This is a genomic window from Pseudomonas sp. PDM15 (genome assembly GCF_014851565.1).
Classification (GTDB): Bacteria; Pseudomonadota; Gammaproteobacteria; order Pseudomonadales; family Pseudomonadaceae; genus Aquipseudomonas.
On record NZ_JACVAA010000008.1, the window covers coordinates 128,471 to 145,795 of the forward strand.

The 17,325-nt window shown below is 62.8% G+C and carries 14 protein-coding genes, 1 tRNA gene and 1 pseudogene; 15 read left to right on the plus strand and 1 reads right to left on the minus strand.

Annotation, left to right across the window (positions count from 1 at the left end; all coding sequences use genetic code 11):
• The first annotated feature begins 23 nt into the window (after positions 1-23).
• The 15 genes and pseudogenes from pheS (at position 24) to IB232_RS20740 (ending at position 16,263) form a co-directional block, all read left to right on the plus strand.
• Positions 24-1,040 carry a phenylalanine--tRNA ligase subunit alpha gene (pheS, locus tag IB232_RS20670; protein ID WP_192400437.1) on the plus strand — a complete coding sequence of 339 codons (1,017 nt, stop codon included), beginning with the start codon at positions 24-26 and terminating at the stop codon, positions 1,038-1,040.
• 43 nt (positions 1,041-1,083) lie between these two features.
• A complete protein-coding gene (gene pheT / locus IB232_RS20675) occupies positions 1,084-3,462 on the plus strand; it encodes a phenylalanine--tRNA ligase subunit beta (RefSeq protein ID WP_192400438.1) in 2,379 nt (792 codons plus the stop codon).
• A gap of 3 nt (positions 3,463-3,465) precedes the next feature.
• Positions 3,466-3,768: an integration host factor subunit alpha gene (ihfA, locus tag IB232_RS20680; RefSeq protein WP_002553164.1), complete on the plus strand. Its 303-nt coding sequence runs from the start codon at positions 3,466-3,468 to the stop codon at positions 3,766-3,768.
• On the plus strand, positions 3,749-4,105 hold the full coding sequence (locus IB232_RS20685; protein ID WP_043310659.1) for a MerR family transcriptional regulator: 357 nt from the start codon (positions 3,749-3,751) through the stop codon (positions 4,103-4,105). Before ihfA ends, IB232_RS20685 begins: the two co-directional genes overlap by 20 nt.
• An 82-nt stretch (positions 4,106-4,187) precedes the next feature.
• Positions 4,188-4,264, plus strand: a tRNA-Pro gene (locus IB232_RS20690).
• A gap of 492 nt (positions 4,265-4,756) precedes the next feature.
• Entirely contained in the window at positions 4,757-8,557 is a 3,801-nt protein-coding gene (locus tag IB232_RS20695) for a hypothetical protein (RefSeq protein ID WP_192400439.1), read from the plus strand.
• 38 nt (positions 8,558-8,595) lie between these two features.
• Entirely contained in the window at positions 8,596-9,072 is a 477-nt protein-coding gene (locus tag IB232_RS20700) for an ATP-binding protein (RefSeq protein WP_192400440.1), read from the plus strand.
• 110 nt (positions 9,073-9,182) lie between these two features.
• Positions 9,183-9,932, plus strand: a complete 750-nt coding sequence (locus IB232_RS20705) for a GntR family transcriptional regulator (protein WP_137972025.1) — start codon at positions 9,183-9,185, stop codon at positions 9,930-9,932.
• Positions 9,929-11,653, plus strand: a complete 1,725-nt coding sequence (locus IB232_RS20710) for a fumarate reductase/succinate dehydrogenase flavoprotein subunit (protein WP_192400441.1) — start codon at positions 9,929-9,931, stop codon at positions 11,651-11,653. The genes IB232_RS20705 and IB232_RS20710 overlap by 4 nt, the downstream gene beginning before the upstream one ends.
• Before the next feature lie 71 nt (positions 11,654-11,724).
• Positions 11,725-11,850, plus strand: a pseudogene (locus IB232_RS20715) (4Fe-4S ferredoxin); the annotation flags it as partial.
• Positions 11,836-13,233, plus strand: coding sequence for an ABC transporter substrate-binding protein (locus tag IB232_RS20720; protein WP_192400559.1), 1,398 nt, complete (start codon positions 11,836-11,838; stop codon positions 13,231-13,233). The pseudogene IB232_RS20715 and the gene IB232_RS20720, both read left to right, overlap by 15 nt.
• A gap of 159 nt (positions 13,234-13,392) precedes the next feature.
• A complete protein-coding gene (locus IB232_RS20725; RefSeq protein ID WP_192400442.1) occupies positions 13,393-14,172 on the plus strand; it encodes an ABC transporter permease in 780 nt (259 codons plus the stop codon).
• Positions 14,169-15,026, plus strand: coding sequence for an ABC transporter ATP-binding protein (locus tag IB232_RS20730; protein ID WP_192400443.1), 858 nt, complete (start codon positions 14,169-14,171; stop codon positions 15,024-15,026). Before IB232_RS20725 ends, IB232_RS20730 begins: the two co-directional genes overlap by 4 nt.
• Positions 15,023-15,988, plus strand: a complete 966-nt coding sequence (locus IB232_RS20735) for a HEAT repeat domain-containing protein (protein WP_192400444.1) — start codon at positions 15,023-15,025, stop codon at positions 15,986-15,988. Before IB232_RS20730 ends, IB232_RS20735 begins: the two co-directional genes overlap by 4 nt.
• Entirely contained in the window at positions 15,988-16,263 is a 276-nt protein-coding gene (locus tag IB232_RS20740) for a DUF971 domain-containing protein (protein ID WP_192400445.1), read from the plus strand. The genes IB232_RS20735 and IB232_RS20740 overlap by 1 nt, the downstream gene beginning before the upstream one ends.
• 12 nt (positions 16,264-16,275) lie before the next feature.
• Here the strand turns inward: IB232_RS20740 and IB232_RS20745 are convergent, their stop codons facing one another.
• The gene (locus IB232_RS20745) at positions 16,276-17,277 is read right to left on the minus strand and encodes a GlxA family transcriptional regulator (RefSeq protein ID WP_192400446.1); all 1,002 of its coding nucleotides are present in this window, start codon (positions 17,275-17,277) and stop codon (positions 16,276-16,278) included.
• Positions 17,278-17,325: the final 48 nt, after the last annotated feature.

A 17,325-nucleotide genomic window follows, 5' to 3' on the forward strand; every position in this document is an offset into this window, starting at 1 on the left:
TATTTCGTATCTGGAGTCCGTACATGGAAAACCTGGATGCATTGGTCTCGCAAGCGCTTGAGGCCGTGCAAAACACCGCAGACGTGAACACCCTGGAACAGCTCCGGGTTCAGTATCTCGGCAAGAAGGGCGAATTGACCGCCCTGATGCAGACCCTGGGCAAGCTGTCGGCCGAAGAGCGTCCGCAGGCTGGCGCCTTGATCAACGCTGCCAAGAATCAGGTTCAGGACGCCCTGAACGCCCGCAAATCCGTGCTTGAGCAGGCTCTGCTCGCCGAGAAGCTGGCGTCCGAGCGTATTGACGTAACCCTGCCTGGCCGTGGCCAGGCCTCCGGTGGCCTGCATCCGGTCACCCGCACCCTCGAGCGCGTCGAGCAGTTCTTCACCCATATCGGCTACAACGTGGCCGAGGGTCCGGAAGTCGAAGACGACTACCACAACTTCGAAGCCCTCAACATCCCCGGCCACCACCCGGCGCGGGCGATGCACGATACCTTCTATTTCAACGCCAATATGCTGCTGCGCACCCACACCTCGCCGGTACAGGTGCGCACCATGGAATCGCAGCAGCCGCCGATCCGCATCGTCTGCCCCGGCCGCGTGTACCGCTGCGACTCCGATATCACCCACTCGCCGATGTTCCACCAGGTCGAAGGTCTGCTGATCGACGAGGGCATCAGCTTCGCCGACCTCAAGGGCACCATCGAGGAATTCCTTCGGGTGTTCTTCGAGAAGCCGCTGGGCGTGCGTTTCCGTCCGTCCTTCTTCCCCTTCACCGAGCCATCGGCCGAAGTCGATATGCAGTGCGTGATGTGCTCCGGCAAGGGCTGCCGCGTGTGCAAGCAGACCGGTTGGCTGGAAGTGATGGGCTGCGGCATGGTGCATCCGAACGTGCTGCGCATGAGCGGCATCGATCCGGAGAAATACTCCGGCTTCGCCTTCGGCATGGGTGTCGAGCGCCTGGCCATGCTGCGCTACGGCGTCAACGACTTGCGCCTGTTCTTCGATAACGACCTGCGGTTCCTGGCGCAATTCCGCTAGGCCGCATGACCCGTATCGAATTCGCTTAAGGAGAACAGACAGCATGAAATTCAGTGAACAGTGGCTGCGCAGCTGGGTGAACCCGGCAGTTTCGCGCGACGAGCTGGTGGCCCGCCTATCCATGGTCGGCCTGGAAGTGGACGCCGTGATCCCGGTCGCCGGCCAGTTCAGCGGCGTGGTGGTGGGCGAGATCCTCAGCGCCGAACAGCACCCGGACGCCGACAAGTTGCGCGTATGCCAGGTCAGCAACGGCAGTGCCACCTTCCAGGTGGTCTGCGGCGCGCCCAATGCGCGCGCCGGTATCAAGATTCCCTTCGCCATGATCGGCGCCGAGCTGCCGGGCGACTTCAAGATCAAGCAGGCCAAGCTGCGCGGCGTGGAGTCTCAGGGCATGCTCTGCTCGGCCTCCGAGCTGCAGATCAGCGAGGACAACAACGGCTTGATGGAGCTGGCGGCGGACGCCCCGGTTGGCCAGAGCCTGCGCGAATACCTCGGTCTGGACGATGCCAGCATCGAGATCGGCCTGACCCCGAACCGCGGCGACTGCCTGTCGCTGGCCGGTCTGGCCCGCGAAGTCGGCGCTATCTATGCCGCTCCGGTAACGACTGTATCCGTCGTCCCTGTCGCGGCTGCGCATGACGAAGTGCGCCCGGTCGAAGTACTGGCCCCCGAGGCCTGCCCACGTTACCTGGGCCGCGTAGTCCGCAATGTCGACCTGTCCAAGTCGACCCCGCTGTGGATGGTCGAGCGCCTGCGTCGTTCCGACATCCGCAGCATCGACGCCGCCGTCGACGTCACCAACTACGTGATGCTCGAACTCGGCCAGCCGATGCACGCCTTCGACCTCGCCGAGATCAACGGCGGCATCCGCGTACGCATGGCGGAAGAGGGCGAGAAGCTGGTCCTGCTGGACGGCCAGGAAGTCAGCCTACGCGCCGACACCCTGGTGATCGCCGACCACAACCGCGCCCTGGCCATCGCCGGCGTGATGGGTGGTGAGCACAGCGGCGTCAGCGACAAGACTCGCGACCTGTTCCTGGAAAGCGCTTTCTTCGACACCATCTCGGTGGCCGGCAAGGCTCGCTCCTATGGCCTGCACACCGATTCCTCGCACCGCTTCGAGCGTGGCGTGGACTCGCAGCTGGCGCGCAATGCCATGGAACGCGCCACCGCACTGCTGCTGGAGATCGTCGGCGGCGAAGCCGGTCCGATCATCGAAGTGGCCAGCGCTACCGACCTGCCAAACGTCGCGCCGATCACCCTGCGTGCCGAGCGCATCAGTCAGATGCTGAGCATGGACATGGACGACGCCGAGGTCGAGCGCCTGCTCAACGCGCTGGGCCTGAGCACCGTCGCCCAGGGCGCCGGCCAGTGGCAGGTCAGCGTGCCGAGCCATCGCTTCGACATCAGCCTGGAAGTGGACCTGATCGAAGAGCTGGGTCGCCTGTACGGCTACAACCGTCTGCCGGTGCGCTACCCGCAGGCTCGCCTGGCCCCGCAGGCCAAGGCCGAGGCCCGTGCCGAGCTGCCGGCCCTGCGCCGCCTGCTGGTCGCGCGCGGTTATCAGGAGGCCATCACCTACAGCTTCATCGATCCCAAGCTGTTCGAGCTGTTCAACCCGGGCGTGGCGCCGCTGCAGCTGGCCAACCCGATCTCCGCCGACATGGCCGCCATGCGTTCCTCGCTGTGGCCGGGCCTGGTCAAGGCGCTGGAGCACAACCTCAACCGTCAGCAGTCGCGCGTGCGTCTGTTCGAGAGCGGCCTGCGCTTCATCGGTCAGCTCGAAGGCCTGAAGCAGGAAGCCATGCTGGCGGGCGTGATCAGCGGCAGCCGCCTGCCGGAAGCCTGGGCCAACGGTCGTGAGAGCGTGGACTTCTACGACCTCAAGGCCGATGTCGAAGCGCTGCTGGGCTATGCCGGCGCCGCCGATGCCTTCAGCTTCGTGCCGGGCGAGCATCCGGCCCTGCACCCGGGCCAGACCGCACGTATCGAGCGGGAAGGGCGTCTGGTCGGTTTCCTCGGTGCGATGCACCCGGAGCTGGCCAAGACCCTGGGTCTGGATCAGCCGGTGTTCCTCTTCGAGCTGGTACTGGCCGAAGTGGCGACCGGGCGCATGCCGGCGTTCAGCGAACTGTCACGCTTCCCCGAGGTGCGCCGCGACCTGGCCCTGCTGGTGGACCGCGAGCAACCGGCCGAAGCCGTGCTCGCCACCATCCGCGAGGCCGCGGGCGAATGGCTGACGGACCTCAGACTGTTTGACGTGTATCACGGTAAAGGCATTGATCCACATAGAAAAAGCCTGGCCGTTGGCTTGACCTGGCAACATCCATCGCGCACTCTTAACGACGATGAGGTGAATACAACTACGCAAAACATCATCACCTCGCTGGAAGAAAGGTTCAACGCCACGTTAAGGAAGTAGCGTATGGGGGCTCTGACGAAAGCTGAGATGGCGGAACGTCTGTATGAAGAGCTTGGCCTGAATAAGCGGGAAGCCAAGGAGTTGGTGGAGCTGTTTTTCGAGGAAATCCGCCACGCGCTGGAAGACAACGAACAGGTCAAATTGTCCGGTTTCGGCAATTTCGATCTGCGCGACAAACGTCAGCGCCCGGGCCGCAATCCGAAAACAGGCGAAGAAATCCCGATCACGGCTCGCCGTGTTGTCACCTTTCGTCCGGGCCAGAAATTGAAGGCCAGAGTAGAGGCATATGCTGGAACCAAGTCATAACGACGAGCTGCCGCCTATCCCTGGCAAACGCTACTTCACCATCGGCGAAGTCAGCGACCTCTGTGCCGTCAAGCCTCATGTTTTGCGTTACTGGGAGCAGGAGTTTCCTCAGCTCAATCCGGTGAAGCGGCGGGGTAACCGTCGTTACTATCAGCGCCAAGATGTGCTGATGATCCGCCAGATCCGAGCGCTCCTGTACGATCAGGGCTTCACCATCGGCGGGGCGCGTCAGCGTCTCTCCGGCGACGAAGCCAAGGACGACACCACCCAGTACAAGCAGCTGATCCGGCAGATGATTGCCGAGCTCGAGGATGTTCTGCTGGTGCTTCGCAAGTAAGTGCTCAGCGGTAAAAAAAACTTCCACAATTCAGCAGCTTATTGTAAAGTCCTCCCCGCTTCCGGTAACTCGGAAGCATCGTCGGGGCGTAGCGCAGCCCGGTAGCGCACTTGCATGGGGTGCAAGGGGTCGAGTGTTCGAATCACTCCGTCCCGACCAAAAAACCCTAGAAAACCCAGTCACTTAGCGGTGACTGGGTTTTCTTATTTCTGGCCTCTGCGAAATTCCAGCAAAACCCTACCTGTAAGGCTGCTCAGAGAGTTCATGAGCATGTGATCAGGGGTTAGGTCACTAACCTCAATTGGCCTGGCTCAAGAAAAGGAAATGGGTGCCTGTTTACAGCCTTGTCGTCAAACGAGAGTGAGCGATGGCGAGTAAGTCATCCGTCTCCTACCGGTACTTTCAGATCCTTCTTCTAGCTGCTGTATGCGTCTGTGACGCGCCCGGAGGATGCTCTCTCCCGCAACTAAGAAGACCGCTACGGCCTGGAGCAGTCCAGGTGGGTATCTTGGTCGCTACCCCTAAGCTTAGGATTTATGGCATATAGCCATCTCTCATTGAATACGCCCCTAAGGGGCATGCATGTATTAATGCGGCGAGTGTCTGTCCCGAGTGGTCAGCATGGATGGCCGACGTTCAGGATCAAGGCAGATGGCTCAAGCAAGCTCAAGTACCCTCAAGCGCACGTGGTTCGCACTGTATTACGGGCTGATAGCTGGTTTCAGGGTATTCAAGTCCACGTATCGCCCACATCTCTCCAAGTCATCTTTTGAGCCGCTGACGCCGGTGCTACTTGAGGATGATCGCTTTACGCGTTACGAGCAGGAGTTGCTTGGTGCTCTGAACAACGACGAAGTATTGAACATTGCTCTCACCGGTGGATACGGAGCCGGTAAGAGTAGCGTTGTGAAGACATTCTTCGAGCGCAATCCCCAATTCCCGTACGTCACGGTATCCCTCGCTACATTCAGCCAGGAGGCACCTGTCGAGGCATCTAGGCCATTAGATGCTCAGGTGTTGGGTGATAGGGTGTCAAAAAGCACTGCACCGGCGGTAAAAGGAGTTGAGGCCTCTACCTCTGAACTCCTCAATCGCATTGAGGAAACAATCGTCCAGCAGTTGCTTTATTCCGTTCGGGCTGACCAGCTGCCCAAAACACGCCTAAAGCGAATCGTTCAGGCTTCGAACACTGTCATTCTGTTACGCACGTCGTTCCTGGCTGCGTGGGTCACCGGCCTCATGAGGCTCTGTGTGCCCAAGCTGGAGAAGCAGGCAGACGTTGATTTGGGTTGGTTAATCAAAGGGCTCATGCTGATCCCCGAGTGGTTCGCTGCCAGCATCGTCGTAGCAGGGGGCATATGGATTGCGTACGGAGTGCTGAGATTCCTTTCAATGTTCAGTATCGACGGGCTGACCCTCAAGGGCGGTAAGCTTGAAGCTACACATCATGGCTCAGTGCTTCACAAAAATGTCGATGAGATTATCTACTGCTTCGAACGCAGCGACGTCCAGGTCGTGGTAATCGAAGATCTCGACAGGTTCGATATCCAAGACATCTTCTTCCGGCTCCGGGAGATCAACTTCACCATCCGCCAGTCTCCCCAGATCAAGCGGTCGATACATTTCCTCTACGCCATCCGCGATGAGCTGTTCACGGTGACTGATAAGACCAAGTTCTTCGACCTGGTCATTCCTATCATCCCAGTCGTGAATTCAGAGAATTCGCGGGAAAAATTGACCGAGCTGATGGGGGCTCGAAAGGTAGGTGGCATCTCCTTGGGCGCCAGGCTCGACCCTGCCATGGTGGAGACGGTGTGTTACTACATTGACGAGATGAGGTTGATCAAAAACATCGTCAACGAGTACGACATCTATTCGAGTCTCTTGGCAAAAGATGGCTTGGCGCTTGAGCCGAACAAGCTATTCGCCATTGTCGTGCTCAGGAACCTGCACCCTGATGCATATGCCGAGCTGATCAAGCGTCGGGGCCCTATTCACAATGTGCTAACAGGCTTTGGTGGATGGGTCAAAGACGAGGCGCAGAGGCTTGAAGAGCAGGCGGATAAGCTGAAAGAGCGGTTGGTACGAAAAGAAAATGAAGTCGCAAAAAGTACGGCGCATCTCCGAGCATGCGTATGGTACGAGATCGTGCAGCAGGGGAATCTGCCCCATGCCAACGCAGTAAGCACTCCTAGCGGTGCCGTATTCACGCTGCAACAGTTTGTCGAGGATGGCAACTTCGACGCTGTGATCCAGGCGGACTGGGTGAGGGTGTTAGCCACTAGCCGTTATGGCAACAATGATGGGAACACCATTAAACCTAGCCAGCTTCTGATGGCGGTAAAATACGAAGCTCGCGCCGAACTGTTGCAGCGCTCGGTCGATAGCATCGAGGGTGAGATCAATGATTTGCGAAAGCAAATCGTTCGTCTCAAAACAACTCCATTTCGCGAGGCTGCTCGAAAGAGCTATGGCCCAACAATCGCAAACTCGCTTGCCGGTCTAGAGGTGGTTACCTACCTCATGCGTCGTGGTTTTTTCGACACCGATTACGTCGACTATCTGGGCTATTTCTATGAGGGGTCGCTGACCCAAGCGGACAAGAATTTTATCCTTGCGCTCGGCCGGGGTGAGGTTCTCGATGTGACCACTCCGTTGCAGAATCCTGAGCGCGTTGCGAGCAAGTTGGACTTCGATTGTCTTGAGGGCGGCAAAGGCATCATTTCTGGAGTAATTGCTGCTCTCGCAACGCACCGTGAAGTTGATAGTGCAGAGCTTGCGTCCGAGAAGCTGGCCATAGTGCTGAAGAGCGGCCACAAGCACTTGGAGCGGATGGCTGAAGCGGTGCAAGTGCTCCTTGGGGGCAAGGACGGCCTGGCGGTGATCAAGGCCCTATTCGAAACGGATCAGAATCTTATGTACCAGCTCCTTCAAACTGAGCGGTTCGGATTCAGTGATGCCAGGCAGCTGTACATCAGCACTATCTTGGATGCTTTGACGGTCGAGCAGCTCAATGGCATGAGCGATAAAAAGGGATTGTTCCTGAAGGCAATCAATGGACTCTCAGATATCGCTCATCTCATGCCCTCTCTGGAGTCAAAACGGGGAGGCTGGAACTGGCTCCGCGATAAACCCGCACAATTCAGGGCTGTCAGTGATGTGACATCGTCCGAGGATCTCAAGAAGCTTGTTGCGTGGGGATGCCTGGAGTTATCACTACCCATGCTCCAGTTACTTTGGCAAAAGCTGGGTGCTCCTTCTATTGAGGAGTCTCTAGTGACCTATGGGCGCCTTGAAAGCCTTGAGCTCCCTGGCCTGTTGGAGAGTATCAAGGGACATCCCGAAGCGTTCATCACTGAGCTTCTGAGCCAAGACGGCGTTCTCCCTGAGAGCAGCGACTCGCTTGTCAAACTGCTGCATCTGGTTGAAGAGGATCTGGATCTAATGTGGCAACTGCTGGATCGCACCCAGTGCGTTGTGTCGGATCTCCGGGAGGTTCCTAAGGAGGTATGGCCACGCTTCCTGGACATGGATCGAGTTGAGCCGTTTGGTAGGGCTGTTTGGACTGTCTTCGATCAGGTGATTGATCCAGATCTACCTTCTCTGGACCCAAGTGGGGATGAAGCAAGGGAGTTGCTCAAGGAGAAGCTCTTCGCTTTTGTTGAGCGCCACGTTGAGGTATTGGATGGCGAGCTCTGGCAATCGGAGCCAACACGGCAGTCTGCGCTTCAGATTTATCTTCTCCGCAAAGAGCTATCTAACAGTGTTCTACGTGCGCTGTTTGCCGATCTGACATTAGATCCAGCTGTGGTGCTGGCTTCGGGGCTGCCTCCTGATCGCTGGGCTCTTTTTGCATTCAATAGCTGTGCTCCTTATACCCTAGAAATCCGAGAGGCATTCAAAACTCAGGCGCCACGTATGGTGTCAGCCTATATCCGCAGGTGTTGGAAGGAAGCCAAAGTCGATCTAGATCTAACGGCGTTGCCGATTGATTTGGTGTGGGAACTCACTCGTTATGAGACAGCCTCGATTCAGGATGCGCTGACAATGTGGCAGGGCATTCCCTTCGAGGCTTTTGATACTTGCGAAGGATCATCAATCGAGCTCGCGAAGGTCTGTGGGCGCGCGAACGTCGAAGGGGTCAGCTTTTCGGCTGCATATCTACCGGTCATCCTTCAGGTTATTCAGGATGGCGACTTAAGTCGAGAAAACAGGATTGAAATGATCATTCAGGCCCTCACGCTTAATTGTGAGTGGGGGCGAATAGCAGCTGTCCTGATCCTCTTGGGCGATGAGTATCCCAACATTGCTCTGCGGCGTCGTGTGCATCTACCTAACTCCGAAGAGGATAAACGTCTGGTTGAGGCACTTGGGCGTCGTAATTTTGTTGGAGGCATCAGCCATGAGAAGAAACACATCGTCGTGTACCGTAGACCAAGTGCAATGAAATAGTCGTCTCTCTTTGTAGGTAAGGCGATGACTGATTTTTGGTGCAACTCCAGGCGACTCGGCTGGACGAACTGGTCAGGGATGTCGCCCAGAGTCTGCATGCGGAAGTCGAATCGAGAGGGCTGGATCTGCAGCTGAGGGTCGCCGAGGCGGCGCAGCAGCCCGTGCTGACCGACCCAAAGCGCCTAGGCGAGGCGCTGCGTCACCTGCTGCTGCATGCGCTGCGCAATACCGTCGCCGGCAAGGTGCGCCTGGGCGTGCAGGCCCAGTCAGAAGGTGAGCGCATTGCCGTACGCCTGGAGATCAGCGGCTCACCCAGCGAGCAGGCCGATCCCTTGCGCATCTGTTCGCTGGCGGAGCTGGCGGATGAGGCGGCGCGGCAGATGGCGCGCAACAGCCCGGTGGGCCTGATCATCGCCCGCCGCCTGATCGAGATGCTGCAGGGTGAGCTGGTCACCGCCAGCCCGCTGGAGCGTGGAGTGACGCTCAGCGTGCATCTGCAACTGGACCCGGTGTAGGCCGCTTCGAGCCATATGCTTATGCAATAAAAGTATTTCCTACACCTCTCTTATGCTCGCTATCTTCTCGTCACAGCTTGTTATGACAAGTAGAGATCAGAGACGAGAACATGGCCGAACTGCTTCCCCTGTCCCCCGTGCCGCTGTACAGCCAGCTCAAGGAGCTGCTGCGTGGGCGCATCCTCGACGGTACATATCCGCCGCACAGCCGCATGCCTTCGGAGAGCGAGCTGGGCCAGGCGTTTGGTGTCAGCCGCATCACCGTGCGCCAGGCGCTAGGGGATCTGCAGAAGGAAGGGCTGATCTTCAAGATCCATGGCAAGGGCACCTTCGTTGCCAAGCCCAAGGCGTTCCAGAACGTCAGCACCCTGCAGGGCCTGGCCGAGTCCATGTCGCAGATGGGCTACGAGGTGATCAACCGCCTGCACAGCCTCAAGCATCTGCCGGCCAGCGCCCGCGTCGCCGAGCGCCTGGGGTTGGAGGAGGGTGCACCGGTGACCGAGATCAAGCGCGTGCGCTTGGTCAATCGTGAGCCGGTGTCGCTGGAAGTCACCTACGTGCCGCGCGCCGTCGGCGAGAAGCTGGAGAAGGCCGACCTGGTAGCCCGCGACATCTTCCTGATCATCGAGAACGACTGCGGCATCGCCCTTGGTCATGCCGACCTGGCCATTGACGCGGTGCTGGCCGATGCCGACCTGACTCGTGCGCTGAACGTGGAGGAGGGCGCGCCGATCATGCGCATCGAGCGCTTGACCCACGCCGCCGATGGCACGCCGCTGGACTTCGAATACCTCTACTACCGCGGCGATGCTTTCCAGTACCGCCTGCGCATCGACCGCCAGAAGGGCTCCCACGCATGAACACGATCGAACGCGAATACGACCTGGTGGTGATCGGCGGGGGTACCGCCGGGCCGATGGCTGCGATCAAGGCCAAGGAGGCCAACCGCGAGCTGCGCGTGCTGCTGCTGGACAAGGCCAACGTCAAGCGCAGTGGCGCTATCAGCATGGGCATGGACGGCCTGAACAATGCGGTGATCCCCGGCCACGCCACGCCGGAGCAGTACACCAAGGAAATCACCATCGCCAACGACGGCATCGTCAACCAGGCGGCTGTGTACGCCTACGCCACCAAGAGTTTCGAGACCATCGAGCAGCTCGACCGCTGGGGCGTGAAGTTCGAGAAGGACGAGACCGGCGACTACGCGGTGAAGAAGGTTCACCACATGGGCGCCTACGTGCTGCCGATGCCCGAGGGGCACGACATCAAAAAGGTGCTGTACCGCCAGCTCAAGCGTGCGCGGGTGGAGATCACCAACCGGGTCATCGCCACCCGCCTGCTGACCGACGCCGAGGGCGCGGTGAACGGAGTGATGGGCTTCGACTGCCGCACTGCAGACTTCCACCTGATCCGCGCCAAGGCCGTGGTACTCGCCTGCGGCGCCGCCGGGCGCCTGGGCCTGCCGGCCTCGGGCTACCTGATGGGCACTTACGAGAACCCGACCAACGCCGGCGACGGCTATGCCATGGCCTATCACGCCGGCGCCGAGCTGGCGAACCTCGAGTGCTTCCAGATCAACCCGCTGATCAAGGACTACAACGGCCCGGCCTGCGCCTACGTCACCGGCCCGCTCGGCGGCTACACCGCCAACAACAAGGGCGAGCGTTTCATCGAGTGCGACTACTGGTCTGGGCAGATGATGTGGGAGTTCCACCAGGAGCTGGAGGGCGGCAACGGCCCGGTGTTCCTCAAGCTTGATCACCTGGCCGAGGAGACCATCCAGAACATCGAGGAGATCCTGCATAGCAACGAGCGGCCCAGCCGTGGCCAGTTCCACGCCAACCGTGGCACCGACTACCGCACCGGTATGGTCGAGATGCACATCTCCGAGATCGGCTTCTGCTCCGGCCACAGCGCCTCGGGCGTGTGGGTCAACGAGAAGGCCGAGACCAGCGTGAAGGGCCTGTACTCGGCCGGCGACATGGCCGCCGTGCCGCACAACTACATGCTCGGCGCATTCACCTACGGCTGGTTCGCCGGGGTCAACGCCGCCGAGTACATCGCCGGCCGTGAGTTCACCAAGGTCGACGCGCAGCAGGTCGAGCGCGAGCAGGCGCGGGTGTATGCGCCGCTCAATCGTGAGCACGGCCTGCCGCCGGCCCAGGTCGAGTACAAGCTGCGGCGCATGGTCAACGACTACCTGCAGCCGCCCAAGGTGACCAAGAAGATGGAGATCGGCCTGACCCGCTTCGCCGATATCCAGCGCGACCTCGACCAGCTCAAGGCCAACAACCCGCACGAGCTGATGCGCGCCCTGGAGGTCAGCGTGATCCGCGACTGCGCCGAGATGGCCGCGCGCGCCTCGCTGTTCCGCGCCGAGAGCCGCTGGGGCCTGTACCACCACCGCGTCGACCACCCGCAGCGCAACGACGCCGAGTGGTTCGCCCACTGCCACCTGAAGAAGGGTGAGGGCGGCGAGATGACCAGCTTCAAGAAGCCGGTGGAGCCGTATCTGATTCCGCTGGATGACGAGGAACAGCACGCCTACCAACGCCTGCGGGTGCGTAGCGACGCCGCCTGACCACACCTGCGTGCAGGCCCCGAACGGGGGCCGCAGAAACGAGAGAGCCACAGGCTCCGAGGAACCGTGACATGGCCTACCAGCCCCAGGAAATCTTCTTTCGCAGCAATGCACCGGTGACCATCGACGAGGACAAGTGCATCGCCCACAAGGGCTGCACCGTGTGCGTCGAGGTCTGCCCGATGGACCTGCTGGCCGGCCTCGCCCTGGCCATCGCCTCCGTTCACGCCCAGGCTGAGACGATCCGCGTCGCCATCGGCACCCAGGACACCACCATCAATTGCGCTACCGGCGGCCTGCTCATTCGCGAGCTGAGCCTGCTCGACAAGTACCTGCCGAAGGATGGCAAGTACCAGGACGTGAAGTACGAGATCGAGTGGAAGAACTTCACCAGCGGCGCGCCGCTGACCAACGAGATGGTCGCCGGCAAGCTCGATTTCGGCGCCATGGCCGACTTCCCCGGCTCGTTCAACGGCGTCGCCCACCTCGACGCCGGCAAGCGCAGTCTGTTCCTCACGGTGCTCTCCGGCAGCACCCGCGGCAGCGGCAACGGCATCGTGGTGCCGGCGTCGTCCAGCGTGCAGTCGCTGGCCGAGCTGAAGGGCAAGACCATCTCCGTGCCGTTCGCCTCCACCGCCCACGGCATGCTGCTGCGCGCCGTCGCCGCGCAAGGCTGGGACCCGCAGAAGGACGTGCGCATCATCGCCCAGCCGCCGGAAATCGCCGGCTCGGCCCTGCGCAGCAACCGCATCGAGGCGCATGCCGACTTCGTGCCGTTCGCCGAGCTGTTCCCCAACCGTGGCTTCGCCCGCAAGATCTACGACGGCTCCCAGGCCAACGCACCGACCTTCCATGGCGCGCTGGTCGATGCCGAGTACGCCAAGAAGTACCCGGAAGTGGTCACCGCCTACCTGCGCGCCAGCCTGGAGGCCGACCGCCTGTTCGCCGAGTCGCCGGAGAAGTACAGCGAGCTGATCGAAAAGGTCACCGGCATCGAGGCCGAGGTGAACTACCTGTTCCACGGCCCGCTCGGCCTGCAGACCCGCGATCTGACCTGGAAGCCGGAGTACCGCAAGGCGCTGGCCACCTCCATCGACACCCTCAAGCTGCTGAAGAAGACCGACCGCGGCCTGGACGTGGACAAGTTCGTCGACGACCAGTACATCCGCGCCGCCTTCAAGCAGGCCGGCCGCAACTACGACAAGGCCCTGGCCGACTACCAGCCGCTACCGCTGAAAGCCAACGATGCACTGACCGGCAAGCCGATCACCGACGTTTCGCGCCTGGCGCAGATCTGGGTGCGCGGCGAGGACAAGGTACGCCACTACAGCTCGCCGGAAGCCGCGCTCAAGGCCCTGGCCGCGCTGGAGCAGGAGGGCAAGGACATCCGCGCCATCTACGCCCAGGCCACCGACAGCGGCATCAAGCTGCTGGCCAACCAGGCCTGGTTCGTGCGCAACGGCAAGGGTGAGCTCTCCGCCTTCCTGCTCAAGGACCAGGCCGAAGCCTACGCCCAGCAGCACGGTGGCACTGCACTGGACTTCGTCAGCGCCAACCAGCAGGCCGTCGCCAGCCTTTGATGGACTCCCTCTCCCTCTGGGAGAGGGCTGGGGTGAGGGTGCCGTAGGCAACTCGTAGCAGCCTGCCAATCCCTCACCCCCGGCCCCTCTCCCAGTGGGAGAGGGGAGCAAAGACCTGAGTTCGTGCCTGGTGTCTTCGGGTTACGGTTGGAGAATTCAATGAACCACTTATACCGCTGGCCCCTGCGCCTCGCCTCGCTGGCCGCCTGCCTGCTGTTCTGGCAGCTGGCCGCCACCGCGCGCCTGGACCTGGGCCTGCTCACCTTCACCTATGTGCCCACGCCTGGTGCCGTGCTCGACGCGGCCTGGCAACTGCTGCACTCCAGCCAGCTGCTGGCGCACCTCGGCAGCAGCCTGGGCCGGGTATTCGCCGGCTACCTAAGCGCCGCCGTGATCGGCGTGCTGTTCGGCCTGGCCATCGGCCGCTCGAAATGGGCCGAAGACAGCCTGCTGCCGCCACTGGAAGTGCTGCGGCCGATTCCCGCGGTGGCCTGGATTCCCCTGGCCATCCTGATGTTCCCCTCGTCGGAGCTGTCGATGGTGTTCATCACCTTCACCGGCGCGCTGTTCCCCATCCTGCTCAACACCATCCACGGCGTGGAGGGCGTCGATCCGCGCCTGATCGCCTCGGCGCGCAGCCTCGGGGCCGGGCGCCTGGCCATCCTGCGCGAGGTGATCCTGCCGGGCGCCGCGCCGAGCATCGTCACCGGCCTCGCCATCGGCATGGGTACCTCGTGGTTCTGCCTGGTCACCGCCGAGATGATCTCCGGCCAGTTCGGCATCGGTTACTACACCTGGGAGTCCTACACCATCCAGAACTACCCGGACATCGTCGTCGGCATGCTGCTGATCGGCCTGCTCGGCATGGCCAGCAGCGGCCTGGTCAAGCGCCTCGGTGGCCTGGCCACGCCCTGGTACCGCAGCGGAGCACAGCGATGAGCGTCTACGAGAAAGCCCCCGAGCCCGGCCGCATCGACGGTCGCCAGCTGTCCATCCGCCTCGGCCAGGGCCGCGAGGCCTTCGAGGCGGTGCAGGCGCTGGACTTCACGGTCGAGCCCGGCGAGTTCGTCTGCATCCTCGGCCCCTCCGGCTGCGGCAAGTCGACCCTGCTCGGCGCCCTGGCCGGTCACCTGCGGCCCGCCGGTGGCAGCCTGCTGGTGGATAACGCACCGGTGGCCGGCCCCTCGCCGGAGCGCGGCATGGTGTTCCAGCACCACACCCTGCTGCCCTGGCGCAGCGTGCTGGACAACGTCGCCTTCGGCCTGAAGATGCAGGGCATCGGCAAGGCAGAACGGCGCCGCCAGGCCGCCGAGATGCTGCGTCTGGTTGGCCTGCAGGACTTCGCCACGCGCTGGCCCAACCAGCTTTCCGGCGGCATGCAGCAGCGCGCCGAGATCGCCCGGGTGCTGATCAACCGACCGCGCCTGTTGCTGATGGACGAGCCCTTCGGCGCCCTGGATGCGCAGACTCGCGCGCGCATGCAGGAGCTGCTGCTGGATATCTGGACGCGCATCCGCACCACCGTGGTGTTCGTCACCCACGATATTGACGAGGCGCTGTTCCTCGCCGACCGCATCCTGGTGATGAGCCCGCGTCCGGGCCGTTTCATCGAGGACCTGCGCCTGGACTTCCCGCGCCCGCGCAACGCCAGCCTGCTGACCAGCCCCGGCTTCGTCCACCTCAAGCGCCACTGCCTGGAGCTGCTGCGCCACGAGGACGGCCGCGAGCTGCCGCGCCTCACGCCGCTGGGCCTGCCCACCACCGAACATCCGCCACTGCGAATCGCCCTATGACTTCTCTTATTACTGACAACCCGGACATCCTCGACCTGCAGCCGCGTCTGGCCGATGCCGACGCCGGCGTGCGCCGCATCGCCCTGATCGAGCTGGCTGACCTGGAAGACCCCGACGCCTTGCCCTGGCTGACCCAGGCCCTGGGCGATGATCCTGCCGCCGAGGTGCGCGCCGAGGCTGCGCGCCTGCTGGAAGCCTGGGAGGAGCCCGAGGTGGTCGCCGCCCTGTGCGCCGTCCTGGCCGATGCCGACGAGGAAGTGCGCGCTGCCGCCGCGCAGAGCCTCTCCGAGCTGAAGAGCGCCGAGGCGGGCAGGGTGATCTTGCCCTGGGCCGCCCATGGCGACGCCTTCGTTCGCGCCAGCGCCCTGCGCGCCCTGCGCGAGCTGCGCCTGGCCGAGGCCGCGCCGCTGGCCTTGGGCGCGCTGCACGACAGCGATGCCTTCGTCCGCCGCGAGGCGGTCGGCATCCTCGGCTGGCTGAAGCAGACCGATGCGCTGCCGGCCCTGGCCAACCTGGCCAGCCGCGATCCGGATACCGAAGTGCGCCGCGCCGCCACCGGCGCCCTCGGCCTGGCCAGTGACGCCAGCGTACTGCCGGCCCTGCGTGCGGCTCTGCTCGATCGTGAATGGCAGGTGCGCGAGGAGGCCGCCACCACCCTCGGCAAGGTCGGCCAGAGCGACGCCGGTCCGGCGCTGATCGAGGCCCTGGCCGACGGCTACTGGCAGGTGCGCCTGCGTGCCGCCCGTTCCCTTGGCAAGCTGCGTTTCGCCGGCGCGCTGGGTGCGCTGGTCGAGCTGCTCGGCCACAGCATCAGCAACCTGCGCAAGGAGGCCGCCCTGGCCCTCGGCGAGCTGACCGACCCGGCCGCGCTGCCGGCGTTGCAGGCGGCGGAGAACGACGGCGACCCCGAAGTACGCAAGGCCGTGCGTATCGCCCTCGGCCAGCTGCAGGGTGTGGCCTGATGAACGCGCCCAGCGCCCTGCACAGCGCCGCCGGCCAGCTGCGCCTGGAGTGGCCGGATGGCCGGGTCAGCCAGCTCAGCCACGCCCGTCTGCGCGCCGCCTGCCCCTGCTCGCAGTGCCGAGCGGCGCGCCTGAATGGGCGCATCGACGCGGCGCCGAGTGAGGTGCGTCTGCGCGCCATCAATCAGCAGGGCTATGGCGTGCAACTGGTGTTCAGCGATGGCCACGACAACGGCATCTACCCCTGGAGCTACCTGCAGGAGCTGGCGGGCTAGGCCGCCGGATCCTCAAGCGGAGAAACGCTTGCGATAGTCCCGCGGCGAAATCGCCAAGTGGCGCTGGAAGGTGGCGCGCATCCGTTCCTCGTCGCCGAAGCCGCACTGCTGGGCGATCTGGTCGATATTGCGCTCCGAGTCCTCCAGCAGGCGCCGCGCCGCCTCCAGGCGGAAGATCTCCACCGCCTTGGCCGGCGAGCGTCCGGTCTTCTGCTTGTACAGCCGGGAGAAGTTGCGTGGGCTCATGTGGCAATGCTCGGCCAGTACCTCCACACCCAGGTTCGGCGCGGCGAGGTTGTCGGCCAGCCAGCTGTGCAGCTCGTCGAAGATCGCCGTGTCCTGGCTCTGCGCCAGCAGCAGTTCGCTGAACTGCGCCTGGCCGCCGGAGCGCTTGAGGAACACCACCAGCTCCCGCGCCACCTGCATCGCCACGTCACGGCCGCAATCGGCCTCTACCAGTGCCAGGGCCAGGTCGATGCCGGCGCTGACCCCGGCGGAGGTCCACACCTTGTCCTGCTGGACGAAGATCGCGTCGTTATCCACCTCGATGGAGGGGAAGCGCGCGCCCAGCCGGGCGCACATGGCCCAGTGGGTGGCCGCGCGCTTGCCGTGCAGCAGCCCGGCCTCGGCCAGCAGGAAGGTGCCGCTGCACACCGACGCGGTGCGCCGCACCTGGCCGGCGTGCTCGGCGATCCAGCCGATCAGCTCGGCGGACTCGGCCACCACGCCCTCGATCTCCGGCGAGCCCGGTACCACCAGGGTATCCACGCCGTTCACCGGATAGTCGGCCAGGCGCTGGGTATCCACGGTCAGGCCCTCGGCGGTCTGCACCAGGCCGCCTTGCAGGCTGACGGTGATTCGTTCGTAGCCCGGTCGGTTGCGTTCCTGCAGGGCCTTGCTGGCGGCCCAGAACACCGTCTGCGGGCCGGTCAGGTCGAGCAGGCCCACCCGCGGGTAGGCGATGAACAATACGCGGCGAGGCTGGGCTGGCATAAATTCAGGGTTATCTGTCATGGGCGACTAATTCTTTCGCTCCTAGCATGGCTCGGTCAAACGAAGCGG